This window comes from Terrirhizobium terrae, from assembly GCF_030323265.1.
GTDB lineage: Bacteria > Pseudomonadota > Alphaproteobacteria > Rhizobiales > Rhizobiaceae > Neorhizobium.
Genome location: NZ_CP104990.1, coordinates 191,384 through 207,145 on the forward strand (window position 1 = coordinate 191,384; position 15,762 = coordinate 207,145).

Genomic DNA, 15,762 nt, shown 5'->3' on the forward strand with positions numbered 1-15,762 from the left:
CATGTCCTTTCAAGATTTGAGCCTGTGCCGATGTTCCTCGAGGAACGCGGCGGAGAGGCCGGGATGCACACTCGATGCGCATTCCGTTGTCAGTGTGGCAGCGAGCGCGCCTGTGCGCGCCGCATCAAAAATGTCGTCGCCTTCGAGAAGGCGGTGAAGTGTTGCTGCGATCATCGCGTCGCCGGCTCCGGTCATGTCGACGGGCGTTGCCTTGACCGCCTCGATGAAGGTCTCGGTTTCAGATCCTGCAACGGCCATGCCCCGGGCCCCGGCGCTGACGACGGCCATTGCCGCGCCTGTCTGCTGCAGCGCGAGCGCCGCCTGCCGAGCGCCATCCGGCGTATGCTCGTTCGAGAGACCAAGAATGGCATTCGCCTCGTCGATATTCATGAACAGAAGGTCGATGCCGGCGAGATCCTTCGGCAGGCGCGCCGCCTTGTGGGTGGAGACCGCGTCGATCGCGAGCCTGCAGGATGCAGATCTGCACTTGGTGATCAGCGTCGAAAGCGCATCGGCCGAAAGATTGCAGTCGGCAAACACCCAGCCGGCGGAAGCCAGATGCGGCCAGGCGCGCTCGATGTGGTCGGGCTGGAACAGGTCGAAAATGCTCATGTCGGCAATGCCGAGCACAAGATCGCCAGCGGCATCGAGGATTGCCGCATATTCTGCCGTCGGGCGCTCGTTCGTCGTCACCACCTGGCTGACATCGATGCCGATCTCGCGCATGTATTTGAGAAGCGCGTGCCCGCCATCATCGTCACCGACGATCGAGATGAAGCCGGTGGAAGACCCGAGCCGGGCAAGGTTTTCCGCGACATTGCGGGCGACGCCACCGAGGCTGCGGGTGCTGTCGACCGGATTGGAGGTCTCCAGCACGATCTTCGCCCGCGCGTGATACTTGCGGTCGAGAACCGCGCCGCCGATGCAGACCGCCCGTGCTTCCGAGGCCAGCAGATAGCCGCGCCCGAGAATGTGCCCCTTGTTCATCAGCTGGACGATATGCGCCGCCACCGTCGATCGCGCGAGGCCGAGCGCATCGGCGATTTCCTGCTGCCCGACAAAGGGGTTTTCCTGATCAGCGCCAGGACGGCGCTTTCCTGCGGTGCAAGCGGCTGGTTCATCGCATGGGCCTCGGCATGTCTTATCAGTGACATGCGCAGAAACGAAATCGGAGCGGAAGGCATTGCCTCCGCTCCGGTTATTCATGCAAACATCTGACTATCGTGTCAACAGATGTTTATACAAGCGCCACTGCTAGGCGTCACTTGTTGTGCGGCTTCTCGACGTGACCGCCGAAAGCCTTGCGCATCGCAGACAGCATCTTGTTGGCATAGTCGGCATTGCCCTGGCTGTCGAAGCGGCTGAATACGGCTGCGGAGAGAACCGGAACCGGAACGCCCATGTCGATCGCCGCCTTCATCGTCCAGCGGCCTTCGCCGGAATCCGAAACGCGTCCGCTGAATGCGCTAAGCGACGGGTCGCCCTTCAGCGCATCGGCAGTGAGGTCGAGCAGCCAGGAGCCGACGACGCTGCCGTGCCGCCAGACTTCGCTGATCGCCTCGATATCCATGTCGAACTGGTAATACTGCTTGTCCGGCAGCGGCGTGGTTTCGGCATCGGCCTCGCGATGGCTGTGGCCGGCATTGGCCTGTTTCAGCACGTTGAAGCCTTCGGCATATGCCTGCATCATGCCGTATTCGATGCCGTTATGGACCATCTTGACGAAGTGGCCGGCGCCGCTCGGGCCGCAATGCAGGTAGCCGCGCTCGGCCGGGCGAAGCGAAGGATCCAGATCTGCTCCCGGCGCCAGGGCCGCGAAGATCGGGTCGAGCGTCTGGACGGCCTTGTCCGGTCCGCCGATCATCAGGCAGAAGCCGCGCTCCAGGCCCCAGACACCGCCGCTCGTGCCGACGTCGACATAGGAAATGCCTTTTTCGGAAAGCTTGGCGCTCTGGTCGACCGCTTCGCGATAGTTGGAATTGCCGCCGTCGATGATGATGTCGCCTGGTTCCATGAAGGTGGCGAGCTGGTCGACGATGGCTGGCGTGATCGCTGCCGGCAGCATCACCCAGACGGCGCGCGGGGGCGTAAGCTTCTCAAGGAACTGTTCGACGGACGAAATGCCGGTCGCGCCTTCGCCGACCAGCGTCTGAACGGCTGCCGGGTTGACGTCGTAGACGATGCATTCATGGCCGGCGCGCATCAGGCGTCGCACCATATTGCCGCCCATGCGGCCAAGTCCCATCATTCCGATCTGCATGTGTAAGCCTCTCGATGCAGTTTTAGAGTCGGCAGGACACTAGGGCGATGTGTCGCAGGTCTCAAGTTTTTAAATCGATTTACTTTTTTGTGGTGCGATGCAGTCGCGATTGTCACAGAAATATGACGAAAAATATCAAGGTTTTGCCAGCCGGCCGCCGGTCTGAGCTTTCGGAACGCCGGTCGTGGTCGGAAAGCTGATTGGCAATCCGCGCGCCGCGCGGACGGCAAGAAACGCAAAACACTCGGCTTCCACGGCATCGCCGCGCCATCCGAACCTGTCGGCGGAGACTGCCTTCACCCGCGCCCGATCTTCCAGCATCGCCATGATCGTCGGGTTATGTCGCCCGCCGCCGCTGACGATCAGCTGTTTCGGCCGCCGGGGCAGGAGATCCAGCGCCTTGCCGACGGCGGAGGCTGTGAAGGCGGAGAGCGTAGCGGCACCATCGGTCGCATTAAGCCCATCCGCCATGGCCGCAGTGAAATCGAACCGGTCGAGCGACTTGGGGTAGGGCGCCGCCAGATAGGGATGCTGCAGCAAGCGTTCGAGCCTCTCTTCGTCGACCGTGCCTGAGGCGCCGAGCGCGCCGTCGCGGTCCATCTCGCCGAGGCCCAGCCCTTTGATGAAGTCGTTGAGCGGCGCATTGGCAGGGCCCGTGTCGAAGGCGACGAGCAGATCCTCGCCGTCCCACCATGTGATATTGCCGACGCCGCCGAGATTGAGGATGGCGCTGTCGCCGCTCCGGTCGACGCCGCGCAAAAGCGCCGTGTGATAGATCGCGGCAAGCGGCGCGCCCTGTCCGCCAGCCCGGACATCGGCGGTCCGGAAATCATAGGCAACATCGGTGCCGACTATCCTGGCCATTAACTGCCCGTCGCCGAGCTGGCGCGTATCGCCCAGGCGATCCTTTGTCGGTGCGCGGTGAAGCACCGTCTGTCCGTGGAAGCCGACGATGCCGACATCCTTCATCGACAACCCGGCACTCGCCACAAGATCCTGCACTGCCTTCGACTGGGCGCGGGTCAAGGCCTCTTCCGCCTGTGCGAAGATCGCTGGCTCCGGTCCGTCGAAATTCCACAGACGGGCCTGTCGAAGAGCTTCCTCCAACATCCTCAAGGTCTCGGTCGAATACGGGGCGAGCGTATAGGCGCCGAAGGTTTCCACGCTTTCGCCGTCGGTCTTGATGAGGGCAACATCGATATTGCCGTCCAGCACCGTTCCCGTCATCAGGCCGACCGCCCAGATTGGCTCCATTTGCTGATCTCCACCTCAAGCCGCACCGAATCATATTTCCTCTTTATAATGGGAACGGCACGCTCGAGGCAGCGGAATGGGCATGAGTTTCGAATGCGCTTGTGTCAACGGAACGTAAATTTCGGTCCTTTTGGGCCTCGGAGCGCCATCAAGGCGCAAATGTGACAGAAATTTCTTGACGCGACTCAAGCTTACGTCCACCGTCCGTAACGGTTGCAGGCGATTATCTTGCTTTTTGGCGTAACCGGATCGCTCCGCTGTTAATTCGAGTTTGGAGCGTATGGCGCCTGCGAGATCGCTGTCTGTCAATGTCCCTTCGCATCCGCGGTCCATGGTGGTCACGGATACCAGGAGGGGCTGATGGACATCAAGGAGACGTTGGGGATGGCCGTATCGGCTAAGAAATCTGGAGCGCCGAAGGGCGCGGGCATGCTGGAGGAGCGCCAGCTCGCGGACGAGACGATCGCCCGTGACGCACGCGCGCTGTCCGAGCAGCTGAAGGCGATGCGCGAGCGGCTGTTCCCGCCACTGTCAAGCAAGACGCTGCGCAGTTTCTCCTCAGGCGAGGCCGCCAAGCTCATCGGCGTCTCGGACGGCTATCTGCGCCAGCTCTCGCTTGCCGGCGAGGGGCCGCAGCCGGAGACCGGCGCCGGCGGCCGTCGCTTCTATTCCCTGGCGGATATCAACGCCCTGCGCGCCCATCTGGCCGAGCAGGCGATTGCCAAGGGCAATGTCGCCAAGGCGAAAGGATATCTGCCCCGCCGCGATGCGGCCGAGGGCGAACACCTGCAGGTCATTTCCGTCACCAACTTCAAGGGCGGCTCCGGCAAGACGACGTCGGCCGCCCATCTCGCCCAGCATCTGGCGCTTACTGGTCACCGGGTGCTCGCGATCGATCTCGATCCGCAGGCTTCGCTGTCTGCCCTGTTCGGCTACCAGCCGGAGCTCGACCTTACCGGCAACGATACGCTCTATGGCGCGATCCGCTACGACGACGAGCAGCGCGCTCTGTCCGATATCATTCGCGGCACCTATTTCCCGGGCCTCGATCTCATTCCGGGCAATATCGAACTGCAGGAATTCGAGCATGTGACGCCCCAGGCGCTGGCCGACCGGCAGAACGGCAAGGATCGCGGGCCGATGTTCTTTGCCCGCATCCAGGCGGTGCTTGCGACCGTCCAGGACGATTACGACATCGTCGTCATCGACTGCCCGCCGCAGCTCGGCTACCTGACGCTGTCGGCGCTCTGCGCCTCTACGTCGGTCATCGTCACCGTTCATCCGCAGATGCTCGACGTTGCGTCGATGAACCAGTTCCTGTTCATGACCTCCGACCTTCTGTCGGTGGTGCGCGAAGCAGGCGGCACGCTCAATTTCGATTTCCTCCGCTATCTGGTCACCCGCTTCGAGCCCAATGACGGACCGCAGGCGCAGATCGTCGGCTTCATGCGTTCGCTTTTCGGCGACCGCGTGCTGACGGCACCGATGCTGAAATCCACGGCGGTCTCCGATGCGGGCCTGACCAAGCAGACGCTTTACGAGGTCGGTCGCGAGAATTTCACCCGCTCCACCTATGACCGCGCCGTCGAGGCGATGAACGCGGTCAATGGCGAAGTCGAGGCACTGATTCATGCGGCCTGGGGCCGATAGAGGGCATGCGGCCTTGGGCCGATAAACGGAAGGAAGGTTTTCGGACATGGCAGGCAGCCGCAAGAACGAGTTGAAAGCGCTTTTCGGAGGCGGGCTTGCGCCCGGCGCCGATCCTGCGCCCGAGACCACGTCGGTGCCGAAGCCGGTTGCCGAAACGCCGCCGGTGCAGACCGGACCCGGCGCCAATCAGGGTGCGCGAACCTCTTCCGGCGCGGTTAAGGCCATGGGGCTGTCGCTCAATGCGATGAGCCGCGAGGTCGAGGAGGCCCGCCTTCTGCGCCAGGCGCTGAGTGAGGGCGAACGCGTCGTCACCATCCATCCCGACAAGATCGACTCCTCCTTCGTCGAAGACCGGCTGCGGTTGGGCGAACAGGATGACGAGGATCTTGCGGCGCTGATCGACAGCATGCGCGAAAGCGGCCAGCAGGTGCCGGTCCTGTTGCGCAATCATCCGGAAAAGCCGGGCCGCTACCAGACCGCCTACGGTCACCGTCGTATCCGTGCTGCATCGCGGCTCGGCATCGAGGTCAAGGCGATCGTCCGCGCCCTGTCCGATGACGAACTGGTTCTGGCGCAGGGCAAGGAGAATGCCGAGCGCCGCAACCTCTCCTTCATCGAGCGCGCGGTCTTTGCGAAGAACCTTTGACCCACGGTTTCGACCGCAAGGTCATCGGTGACGCGCTGTCGGTGCAGAAGAGCGAGCTGTCGCGACTGCTGCAGGTGGTTGAAAGCGTTCCGGATACGGTCATCCGCGCCGTTGGTGCCGCGCCGAAGGCCGGGCGCGATCGCTGGATGAAACTCGGCGAGTTGCTCGGCTCCGCAAAGGCGCAGGCCTCGGCCGGCGAGGAAACCGGAAGCCAGGCCTTCCAGATGGCCGGCAGCGACGAGCGTTTCCAGCGCCTGTTCGACCGGCTGTCGTCCAAGCCGCAGAAGGTGGAGCGCGCCGAACCTCTGGCGCTCACCGACCGCAACGGCAAGATGTTTGCCCAGCTGCGCAGGGACGGCAAGGCGAGCCGTATCGAGTTTGCCGCAGGCGTGGACAGGGATTTCGTCGACGAGGCCGCCAAGGCTCTGGTCGAACATTACAACGCATTTCTCGCCGGCCGATCCCCGAACAAGGGATAGGGCGGAGAAAACGAAGGTTTATCGAGAGAAAGAAAAGGAAGCCAAGAGAGCAAGAAAAAAGGCCCCCAAAACGTCACCGTCCTGGAAGCCCTCTTCAATCTAAGCAGTTCAAGAGAATCACTTCCAATGCCCAAAGTCAAGAGTCGACGGCAGTAATGCCGGCTTCGGCACGATGATTTATGGCTGAAAGGTACGTCTGCCGGGCACTTGCCTCCGCACGGAGACGCAGATGGTAGAGAGAATGGCAACGACGCCTTTCGGCGGCGCGCGCTTTACTGCGCGAATTTTTGCCCTCCAGGCCGAAGTCGAGCGCCGGCAGGAAAGCCTGCGCTCGGGTGACGCCGGAAATTACAAGGGCAAGGCTGAAAAGTGGCAACTGATACGGGCGCTGAGCGAGGCGCGCGAGGTCTATGGTCTTTCCGACCGGTCGATCTGCGTGCTTGAGGCGCTGACCAGCTTCCACCAGGACCGGGAACTAGACGGCAGCGCGCCGATTATCGTCTTCCCGTCTAATGTGGAACTGTCGATCCGTTCGCGCGGCATGTCGCCGCCGACGCTGCGCCGGCATCTGGCGGCACTGGTCGAGGGTGGCTTCATCTTCCGCCGCGACAGCGCCAACGGCAAGCGCTTCTGCAGGCGTGACGGTGACGGCAAGGTCGAGGATGCGTTCGGATTCGACCTCGCGCCCTTCGCGTTGCGTGCCGAGGAAATCCTGGCATCGGCCGAGAAGGTGAGGAGGAGACCAAGCGTCTTGCTGCGCTGAGGGCCGAGATGACCCTTCACCTGCGCGACGTGGCCAAGATCATCGAGGCGGCACTGCACGAAGAGCGCCGGGGCGACTGGATGGAGTTTCAGGAGCGGCTGGCGGCACTCTCAGGACGGTACATGCGCCTGCTGGACCAGGAAACGCTCAAGGCACGCTGCACCGAGCTCGTCCGTCTTCGTGCAGAGGTGGAGACCGAATACCTCAATTCTCTCTCTGAGCAGGAAATGAGCGCCAATGAGGTACTTTTTGAGCGCCATATTCAGAATTCAAACACAGAGCTAAATCTTGAATTAAACGGCAATGAACAAAATAGGCGGGCGGCGGCACCTGCATCGCCCAAGCGGAAGTCGAAGGAGGAGGCGATCCCGCTGGAGGAATTCCTGCAGCGCTGCCCGCAGATAGCCGATTACGTGAAGGGCGGCGTCAAGGATTGGCGCGATGTGCTGTCGGCGGCCGAACTGGTCCGCTCGATGCTGGGGGTCAGCCCGAGCGCCTGGGCGGAAGCACGACAGGCCATGGGGGATAGAACCGCGGCCATCGTCATCGCGGCCATGCTCGAAAAAGCTGATTCAATTCGGTCCGCCGGCGGATATCTGCGCGAACTGACCCGCAAGGCGCAGCTCAACCGCTTCTCGATCCGGCCGATGCTCAATGCGCTGCGGGTTTAAAGCCCGCAGCGTCCACCCGGCCGGATTGCGTCATTGTTGACGTTGATCAAGGCCGGGGCATCGGGTTCATGTAGAGGTGACGCATCACCAATCGGGTAAGACCATGATTGAACACCGCATACGCCGTCCCGAACTGCTTGACCGCATGATGAGCCCGGCGGAGGCGGCATCCTTGATAAGCGATGGTATGATCGTTGGGATGAGTGGCTTCACCCGCGCCGGGGATGCAAAGGCGGTGCCTTTCGCCATGGCCGACCGGGCGAAGGTCGATCCGTTCCAGATCACGCTGATCACCGGCGCGTCGCTCGGCCACGATATCGACCGGGTGCTGACCGAAGCCAATGTCCTGGCGCGGCGCATGCCCTTCCAGTCGGACGCGGTTCTGCGTGCAGCGATCAATCGCGGCGAGGTCATGTTCATCGACCAGCATCTGTCGGAAACCGTCGAGCATCTTCGCTCCAATCAGCTCGGCCCAATGGACTATGCGATCGTCGAGGCGGCGGCGATCAACGAAATGGGTGGCATCGTGCCGACGACGTCGATCGGCAATTCGGCAAGTTTCGCGATCCTCGCGAAAAAGATCATCGTCGAAATCAATCTCGGCCAGTCGGCTGGGCTCGAAGGCCTGCACGACATCTATATTCCCGGCCGGCGCCCGACGCGCGTTCCCATTCCGGTCGTCGCCTGCGACAGCAGGGTGGGGTTCAACTATGTGCCGATCGATCCTGAAAAGATCGCGGCGATCGTCGTCACCAACGAAAAGGACAGTGCCTCTACCGTCGAGCCGGAAGACGACGAGACCCGGGCGATCGCGGCGCATCTCGTCAGCTTCTTCGAACGCGAAGTCGAGGCCGGCAGGCTGGATCTGACGCTGCAGCCCCTGCAGGCCGGGATCGGCACGGTCGCCAACTCGGTTCTCAAAGGATTGGCCGCCGGTCCCTTCCATCATCTGCGGATGTATAGCGAAGTCCTGCAGGACAGCACGTTCGACCTGTTCGACGAAGGGAAGCTCTCATTTGCCTCGGGATCGTCCATCACCCTGTCATCGGCTTGCGCGGAGCGGGTGTTTGGCAATTTCGAACGTTATAAGGATCGTCTCGTCCTCAGACCGCAGGAGATCAGCAACCACCCGGAAGTGATCCGAAGGCTCGGTGTGATCGGCATCAACACGGCGCTCGAAGTGGATATCTACGGCAACGTCAACTCGACCCATGTCAACGGCACCCACATGATGAACGGGATCGGCGGATCGGGAGATTTCGCCCGCAACGCCTATGTTTCGATCTTCGTCACCAAATCGCTTGCCAAGAACGGCCGGCTTTCCGCCATTGTGCCGATGGTCCCGCATGTCGACCATACGGAGCATGATGTCGATATCATCGTCACCGAACAGGGACTGGCGGATCTACGGGAACTCGCGCCGCGTGAGCGGGCGTCAAGGATCATCGAGAACTGTTGTCACCCAGACTTCCGTGCCGAGTTGCAAGATTACTTCGCTCGCGCCTGCGCCCGCGGCGGACATACGCCGCACCTGCTGGAGGAAGCCTTGTCCTGGCATGAACGAGGGCGTCGGACGGGCGATATGCGCTTTTCCGTTCCGATAATCTAAGTCAGATGATCTGTCGCGGGAGACTATTCTCGCCAGTTATCGGCAACCCATGGGGCAGGCCGGATATAGTGACGCAAGTGCCGGAAGGCAGATTTCTTCGGCCGCTTGCTCTTGTCGAATACATTCATGAAATGGGAGAGCGGCGAAAGAACTTGCCCGCTCTGGCCGAAGATGCCCTTGGCGGCATTCTGCGGATGAAAGTTGCGCGGGAAGAGAACGATCTTCGCATTCTTCGGCAGTGAAGGCGCAAAGAAATAGTTGAGCGGGAAGGGCCAGCGGCAATCCTGCTTGAAATGAAGCACGGATTTGCGCGGGAAGAGCTTGATGCCGCCCGGCGCGTTGCGCGTGACATAGCGCTGCTCGAATTTGTACTCGTCTGCGACCGCCTGCGGGTTGGCACGGAATTTTTCCTGGATCGACACCAGCTTGCCGACCGGAAAGCGGAAGACCGAGGTCTGGCCGAGACGCTCGAACGGCGTCGTCTGATTGCGGGCGAGAACCACGTCATCGGCCTGGCCGATGGTGAAGAATTCGTCGAGCGAGCCGACGATCACCAGATCGAGGTCGAGAAAGAGAACCGGGCCGCGCAATGATCCGAGCGTTGGCCCCCAGAGGCGCGACTTCTGCCAAATGCCCTTTGTATTGGTTGGCATGTTCTCGATACCGAGCGGCGGCAGGTCTTCGCAAAGGATTTCCGGGTGCAGGCCTTCGCGGCTGTCGGTGAAGCAGGTGAAGGTAAACGGCGGCGTGATGTTGCGCTTCACCATGCCGTAGAGCTTGTTGATGAAGACAGGTCCGTATTTGGTGCCCCAGCTGATGCAGATTACCTGTTTGACGCCGTTGCTTGCAGCCAGAACATCACTCATGAACGCACCCGATACCTTGGATTTATTAGTCTTATGCCGAACGCTGGGCATCAGCGATGCGTGCCACCTGCGACAGGCCGCTATTTAGGCGCCGCGGCGGCGCGACGCAAGCTTTGCCGCGCAGCTCACCTATGAAGAAACGCGCCGATGCGTTAAGGGCATGGTACATCATGTCGACAAGAGGGAAGCGGATGGCGGACAATGATCAGGGTCTGACGATCGAACGCAAACGCGGGTCCGGCGTAAAGCTGGTCTACGACCTGCTGCGGGACGAAATCCTCGACCTGAAGCTGGCGCCCGGCAGTGCCATCGACGAGGTACAGCTCGCGGCCCGTTTCGGCATGTCGCGCACACCGATCCGCGAGGCATTGGTACGACTTGCCGGCGAGGGCCTGATCGAGACGCTGCCCAACCGTTCGACCATGGTGTCGAATATCGATTTCCTCGGCATGCCGGCCTATTTCGATGCGCTCGTCCTGATGTATCGCGTGACCACGCGGCTGGCGGCTCAGCACCACCGGGCGGAAGATCTCGAAATCATCCGCGAGCACCAGGCCGAGTTCACGGCGGCCGTCGAGGCGCAGGATGCGCTGGCGATGATCGCGACCAATGCGGCCTTCCATTCCGCCATCGCGGCTGCGGCCCGCAACAGCTATTACGCGGCCTTCTTCGATCGGCTGCTCGGCGAGGGGCGTCGCATGCTGCGGCTCTACTACCAGTCCTATGATGATCGTCTGCCACCGCGTTTTGTCGATGAACACGAGGAACTCATTGCAGCCATCAAGGCCCGCGATGTCGCGTCCGCCGACCGTCTCGGCAACGCCCATGGTGAGCAGATCGTCGAGCAGATCGGCCGTCTTCTGACGCGCAACGACCGCGTCGATATCGAACTTTGATCTCTTGTATTTTTTGTCGACAACGCTTCTGGAAGGAGTATTCTCTCTTCCAGAAAACGCGGGATGTCATGCCCGTCAGTTGCTTCAAGGAGTTCTGAGAGATGAAGGCCAGTATCTTTTCCGGCGTCGTGCCGGCCCTGATGACCCCTGCAAGGCGGATCGCAGCCCGGATTTTGACGCGCTGGTCGCCAAGGCCAAGCAGCTGATCGCAGCCGGCATGTCGGCCGTCGTCTATTGCGGTTCGATGGGCGACTGGCCGCTTCTGACGGATGCGCAGCGCATGGAAGGCGTCGAGCGCCTGGTCAAGGCCGGCATTCCGGTCATCGTCGGCACGGGTGCGATCAACTCGGCTTCCGCCGTGGCACTCGCCGCCCATGCCCAGAAGGTTGGCGCCCAGGGCCTCATGGTCATCCCGCGCGTTCTTTCCCGCGGCTCTGTCATCTCCGCCCAGAAGGCCCACTTCAAGGCGATCCTCTCGGCCGCACCAGATCTGCCGGCCGTCATCTACAACAGCCCCTATTACGGCTTCGCCACCCGCGCCGACCTGTTCTTCGCGCTGCGCGCCGAACACCCGAACCTCGTCGGCTTCAAGGAATTCGGCGGCCCTGCGGACATGCGCTATGCGGCCGAAAACATCACCAGCCGCGATGATGACGTCACCCTGATGATCGGCGTCGATACCGCCGTCTTCCACGGCTATGTCAACTGCGGCGCGACGGGTGCGATCACCGGTATCGGCAATGTCCTGCCGAAGGAAGTGCTGCATCTGTGCAACCTCGCCCAAGCGGCTGCTGCCGGCGACGCCGACGCCCGCGCCCGTGCCAAGGAACTCGAAGAAGCGCTCGGCGTGCTTTCCTCCTTCGACGAAGGCCCGGATCTGGTTCTCTACTTCAAGCACATGATGGTACTGAAGGGGGACAAGGAATACGCGCTGAACTTTATCGAGACCGACGTGCTGAGCGACAGCCAGCGAGGTTATGTCGAAGCGCAGCTCGCGCTCTTCGATAAGTGGTACGCCGACTGGAGCAAGCTGCCTGGCGCGGTGCAGGCCTGCAAGGCTGCGGCCTGATATTTGGGAGCCCTTCGCGAGAAAGGTTCCATCTGTCAAAGAGTGGCATACGACGTTTCCGCCGTCATCCTCGGGCTTGTCCCGAGGATCTGCAACGGTGAGGTTTTATCGACGTGATTGGATCCTCGCCACAAGGGCGAGGATGACGGCGGTGGATTTTCGAGCTTCGTTCGATACCTCCGCGAGACGGGTTTTCCATCTATACAGATACAATGCCTAGGCTTCATCGAAACGCAGGCATGACAGCCGGGAAGCATGAGAGAATGATGAGATCGGATGTCGTCGTGATCGGTGCAGGCGTGGTTGGCCTGTCGGCGGCAATTGCTGCGCAGATGCGTGGCCTCAGCGTCATGGTGGTCGATCGTGAAGGCCCGGCGGCGGGCGCGTCTGCCGGCAATGCCGGAGCCTTCGCCTTTACCGACATCCTGCCGCTCGCCTCTCCGGGCATCCTGAAGAAGGCGCCGAAGTGGCTGCTTGATCCGCTCGGCCCATTGTCGATCCCGCCGGCCTATGCGCTGAACATCGCGCCGTGGATGTACCGTTTCTGGCGGGCCTGCCAACCGTCGCGGGTCGATCATTCGGTCGCAGCGCAGACCTCGTTGATGGATCTCTCCAAGGCGGCGCTCGAAGACTTTCTGTCCGCCACCGAAACGCTTTCCATGCTGCGCAAGGAAGGCAATCTCCAGGTCTATGAAAGCAATGCCGAGCTGCAGGCCTCGATGCCCGGCTGGGAGGCGAGGGCCCGCCACGGGATCGAGTTCAGCCATATGGACGCGACGGAGATGGCCGCGATCCAGCCGGGACTTGCCCCGCGCTTCACCCATGGCACCTTCACGCCGGGCTGGTATTCGATTGCCGATCCGAAATTCTACACGCTCGCGCTGGCCGAGAATTTTCGCGCCCGCGGCGGAGTGATCGAGATTGCTAACGTCAAGGCGCTGCGTCCGGTCGGAGACGGCGTCGAGATCGTCACCGCGACCGGCACAGTGATGAAGACAGGCAAGGTCGTGCTTTCTGCCGGCGCCTTTTCCCATCAGATCGCCCGCTCGCTCGGTGAAAATATCCCGCTGGAGACCGAGCGCGGCTATAACACCACGCTTCCGACCGATGCCTTCGACCTGCGCACCCAGGTCACGTTCGGCGGCCACGGCTTCGTCGTCACCCGGCTGACAAGCGGCATACGCGTCGGTGGCGCGGTCGAACTCGGCGGCCTCAAACTGCCGCCGAATTTCGCCCGCTCGGATGCGATGCTGAAAAAGGCCCAGGCTTTCCTGCCGGGTCTCAAGCCGCATGGCGGCACCCAGTGGATGGGTTTCCGTCCGTCATTGCCCGACAGCCTGCCGGCGATTGGCCGCTCGAAGGCAACTGCGAGCGTCGTCTACGCATTCGGCCATGGCCATCTTGGCCTGACCCAATCGGCCGGAACGGCGCGTCTCGTTGCCGATATCCTGACCGGCCAGGCGCCATCGGTCGATCTGGCGCCATTCTCACCGCAGCGGTTCGGCTGAGATTTAGCCGCCGATCTTAGGCCATGTATCCGACAGCCGATAGCCGCCCGGCCACGGATCGGACGGGTCGAGCATCAGCTGATGCGTGCCGGTAATCCAGGCGCGGCCGGAAATCAGCGGGTAGATCGCATCCCGCTCACCGATCCTCGTCACCGCATCGATGCTGCAGTGAAATTCCGAGCCGATGATCGAGCGACCGATATAGGTCTCACCGACGGCCATCTCGCCGCGGGCATGCAGCACTGCCATCCGCGCCGAGCATCCGGTTCCGGTCGGTGAGCGGTCGATCTTGCCCGGCTGGATGACGACGGCGTTGGCACCGGTCAGCACGCCGTTCTCGCGGGTAAGGGAGCAGCGATCTGGCAGAAGGAGATGTGGTCCCAACCGGCATTTTCCGGATGGGTGAAGCCAAGCTGCTCGTTGGCGGCATTGGTGATCTTCACGCCCGCTTCCGCGATCTCGCGCGCCTCATCCGGCTTCACCTCGAAACCGAGTGCCTTGGCATCGACGATCACAAAACTGTCGCCGCCATAGGCGGTATCAACCGTCAGCGTCCCGAGCCCCGCGACTTCGAGCGAAACGCCGAGTTTGTCGGCAAAGGAGGGGACGTTTCGCACGGTAATCCGCTCGGCCTTGCCGTTCCTGCATTCCGCGGTGACGTCCACCAGCCCGCCCGGTGCTTCCAGCACCATCTTCGTGACCGGTTCGGTCATCGGGATGATGCCGCTGTCGAGCAGGACGGTGGAGACGCAGATCGAGTTGGAACCGGACATGGGCGGCGTATCGGCCGGCTCCATGATGATCCAGCCCATCTGCGCCCGCGGGTCCTTCGGCGGCACCAGCAGGTTGACGTGGCGGAAGACGCCGCCGCGCGGTTCGTTCAGCACGAAATTGCGTAAGCTCTCGTCCGTGGCGATGAACCGCGACTGCTCCCAGATCGTCTCGCCCGGGGGAGGGGCGACGCCGCCGACGATGACATCGCCCACCTCGCCTTCGGCATGGCAGCTGACGACATGGATGATTTTTGACGTACGCATCGCGGCTCCTCCCAGAGGGGATCTGTCATTGGATCGATCAGGCTTCGGCCAGTGCCTTCAGCTTATCGTAGTTCTCGGCCGAAAGCGGAATGCCGTCCTTCTCTGCCTTGGCGCGGGTCACATGGCGGCGATCGCCAGGCAGACGCTCCTGGCCAGCTTCGAGCACGAGGTCGCAGATGCCGGCGACGCGTTCGGCGAATACGTCATTGCCACCGCGCGTCGGATCGATGACGATGAAGAACTGGCCGGTAAACGGCGTCTGCGCGCCCTTATGTCCGCTCCAGTCGAACTCGCCTGAGAAATAGCCACCGGTCAGCGCGGCGCTGAGGATCTCTACCATCAGCGCGATCGAGTTGCCCTTGTGGCCACCGAAGGGCAGAAGCGCGCCACCATCGAGAATTTCCTTGGGGTCATTGGTCGGCTGGCCGTCCCGGTCGACGCCCATGCCGGGCTTCAGGTCGTGGCCGGCGCGGGCGGCGATCTGCACGTCGCCATGGGCGATGGCGGAAGATGCCTGGTCGAAGACGAAGGGTGCTGCACCCGCACGCGGCGAGGCGAACGCGACCGGATTTGTGCCGAATACCGCCTTCTTGCCGCCATGGGGCACGACGCAGGCCATGCTGTTGACGACGCTGAGCGCGACGAAACCCTCGTCGGCAAACGGCTCGACATCCGGCCAGAGCGCGCTGAAATGATGCGAGCGGCGGATGGCAAGCACGGCGACGCCGTTGGCCTTTACCTTCTCCATCAGCAAAGGCCGCGCAGCCAGCATGGCCGGTTGGGTAAAGCCGCCCTTGGCATCGACGCGGACGAAGGCCGGTCCGACATCCTCGACTTCCGGGACGGCCTTGCCGTCGACCCAGCCGCTGTTCAGCGAAGACACATAGCCCGCCATGCGAAAAATGCCGTGGCTCAGCGAGCCGTCGCGTTCGCAGCTCGCGCAATTCTCCGCCAGGATCTTTGCGTTGTGGTCCGAGACGCCGTTCTTCGTGAAGATGCGTTCGAGCAGGGCAACGAGGTCTGAATAGGACAGGCGAACGGTGTCGAGGGTCAT

General features: G+C 62.2%; 9 protein-coding genes and 4 pseudogenes. 7 read left to right on the plus strand and 6 right to left on the minus strand.

Going from position 1 to position 15,762, the window contains the following annotated elements; genetic code table 11:
* Positions 1-9: 9 nt before the first annotated feature.
* The 3 genes from N7E02_RS00920 to N7E02_RS00930 form a co-directional block, all read right to left on the minus strand.
* On the minus strand, positions 10-1,206 hold the full coding sequence (locus N7E02_RS00920) for a carbohydrate kinase (protein WP_286578243.1): 1,197 nt from the start codon (positions 1,204-1,206) through the stop codon (positions 10-12).
* Between the two features lie 55 nt (positions 1,207-1,261).
* Complete coding sequence (gene gnd / locus N7E02_RS00925; RefSeq protein WP_286578244.1) at positions 1,262-2,260, minus strand: phosphogluconate dehydrogenase (NAD(+)-dependent, decarboxylating); 999 nt, start codon at positions 2,258-2,260, stop codon at positions 1,262-1,264.
* 135 nt (positions 2,261-2,395) lie between these two features.
* Positions 2,396-3,514, minus strand: coding sequence for an anhydro-N-acetylmuramic acid kinase (locus N7E02_RS00930; protein WP_286578245.1), 1,119 nt, complete (start codon positions 3,512-3,514; stop codon positions 2,396-2,398).
* Positions 3,515-3,898: 384 nt separating this feature from the next.
* Here N7E02_RS00930 and repA point away from each other — a divergent pair, with 384 nt between their 5' ends.
* The 4 genes and pseudogenes from repA (at position 3,899) to scpC (ending at position 9,332) form a co-directional block, all read left to right on the plus strand.
* Positions 3,899-5,164, plus strand: a complete 1,266-nt coding sequence (gene repA, locus N7E02_RS00935; protein ID WP_286578389.1) for a plasmid partitioning protein RepA — start codon at positions 3,899-3,901, stop codon at positions 5,162-5,164.
* A 46-nt stretch (positions 5,165-5,210) separates the two neighbouring features.
* Positions 5,211-6,289, plus strand: a pseudogene (gene repB, locus N7E02_RS00940) (plasmid partitioning protein RepB).
* A gap of 241 nt (positions 6,290-6,530) precedes the next feature.
* A pseudogene (gene repC, locus N7E02_RS00945) lies at positions 6,531-7,723 on the plus strand (plasmid replication protein RepC).
* A gap of 103 nt (positions 7,724-7,826) precedes the next feature.
* Positions 7,827-9,332 carry a succinyl-CoA:acetate CoA-transferase ScpC gene (scpC, locus tag N7E02_RS00950; protein WP_286578246.1) on the plus strand — a complete coding sequence of 502 codons (1,506 nt, stop codon included), beginning with the start codon at positions 7,827-7,829 and terminating at the stop codon, positions 9,330-9,332.
* A gap of 23 nt (positions 9,333-9,355) precedes the next feature.
* On the opposite strand, the gene N7E02_RS00955 is transcribed toward scpC, so the two are convergent.
* Positions 9,356-10,198, minus strand: coding sequence for a glycosyl transferase (locus N7E02_RS00955; protein ID WP_286578247.1), 843 nt, complete (start codon positions 10,196-10,198; stop codon positions 9,356-9,358).
* 191 nt (positions 10,199-10,389) lie between these two features.
* Between N7E02_RS00955 and N7E02_RS00960 the strand changes: the two genes are divergently transcribed.
* The 3 genes and pseudogenes from N7E02_RS00960 (at position 10,390) to N7E02_RS00970 (ending at position 13,671) form a co-directional block, all read left to right on the plus strand.
* The gene (locus N7E02_RS00960; protein ID WP_286578248.1) at positions 10,390-11,094 is read left to right on the plus strand and encodes a GntR family transcriptional regulator; all 705 of its coding nucleotides are present in this window, start codon (positions 10,390-10,392) and stop codon (positions 11,092-11,094) included.
* Between the two features lie 101 nt (positions 11,095-11,195).
* Positions 11,196-12,163 (plus strand): annotated as a pseudogene (locus tag N7E02_RS00965) (dihydrodipicolinate synthase family protein).
* 263 nt (positions 12,164-12,426) lie between these two features.
* Positions 12,427-13,671, plus strand: a complete 1,245-nt coding sequence (locus N7E02_RS00970; protein ID WP_286578249.1) for an NAD(P)/FAD-dependent oxidoreductase — start codon at positions 12,427-12,429, stop codon at positions 13,669-13,671.
* A gap of 3 nt (positions 13,672-13,674) precedes the next feature.
* Here N7E02_RS00970 and N7E02_RS00975 read toward each other — a convergent pair.
* Both N7E02_RS00975 and N7E02_RS00980 read right to left on the minus strand, forming a co-directional pair.
* Positions 13,675-14,708 (minus strand): annotated as a pseudogene (locus N7E02_RS00975) (trans-3-hydroxy-L-proline dehydratase).
* A 37-nt stretch (positions 14,709-14,745) separates the two neighbouring features.
* Positions 14,746-15,762, minus strand: a complete 1,017-nt coding sequence (locus N7E02_RS00980; protein ID WP_286578250.1) for an Ldh family oxidoreductase — start codon at positions 15,760-15,762, stop codon at positions 14,746-14,748.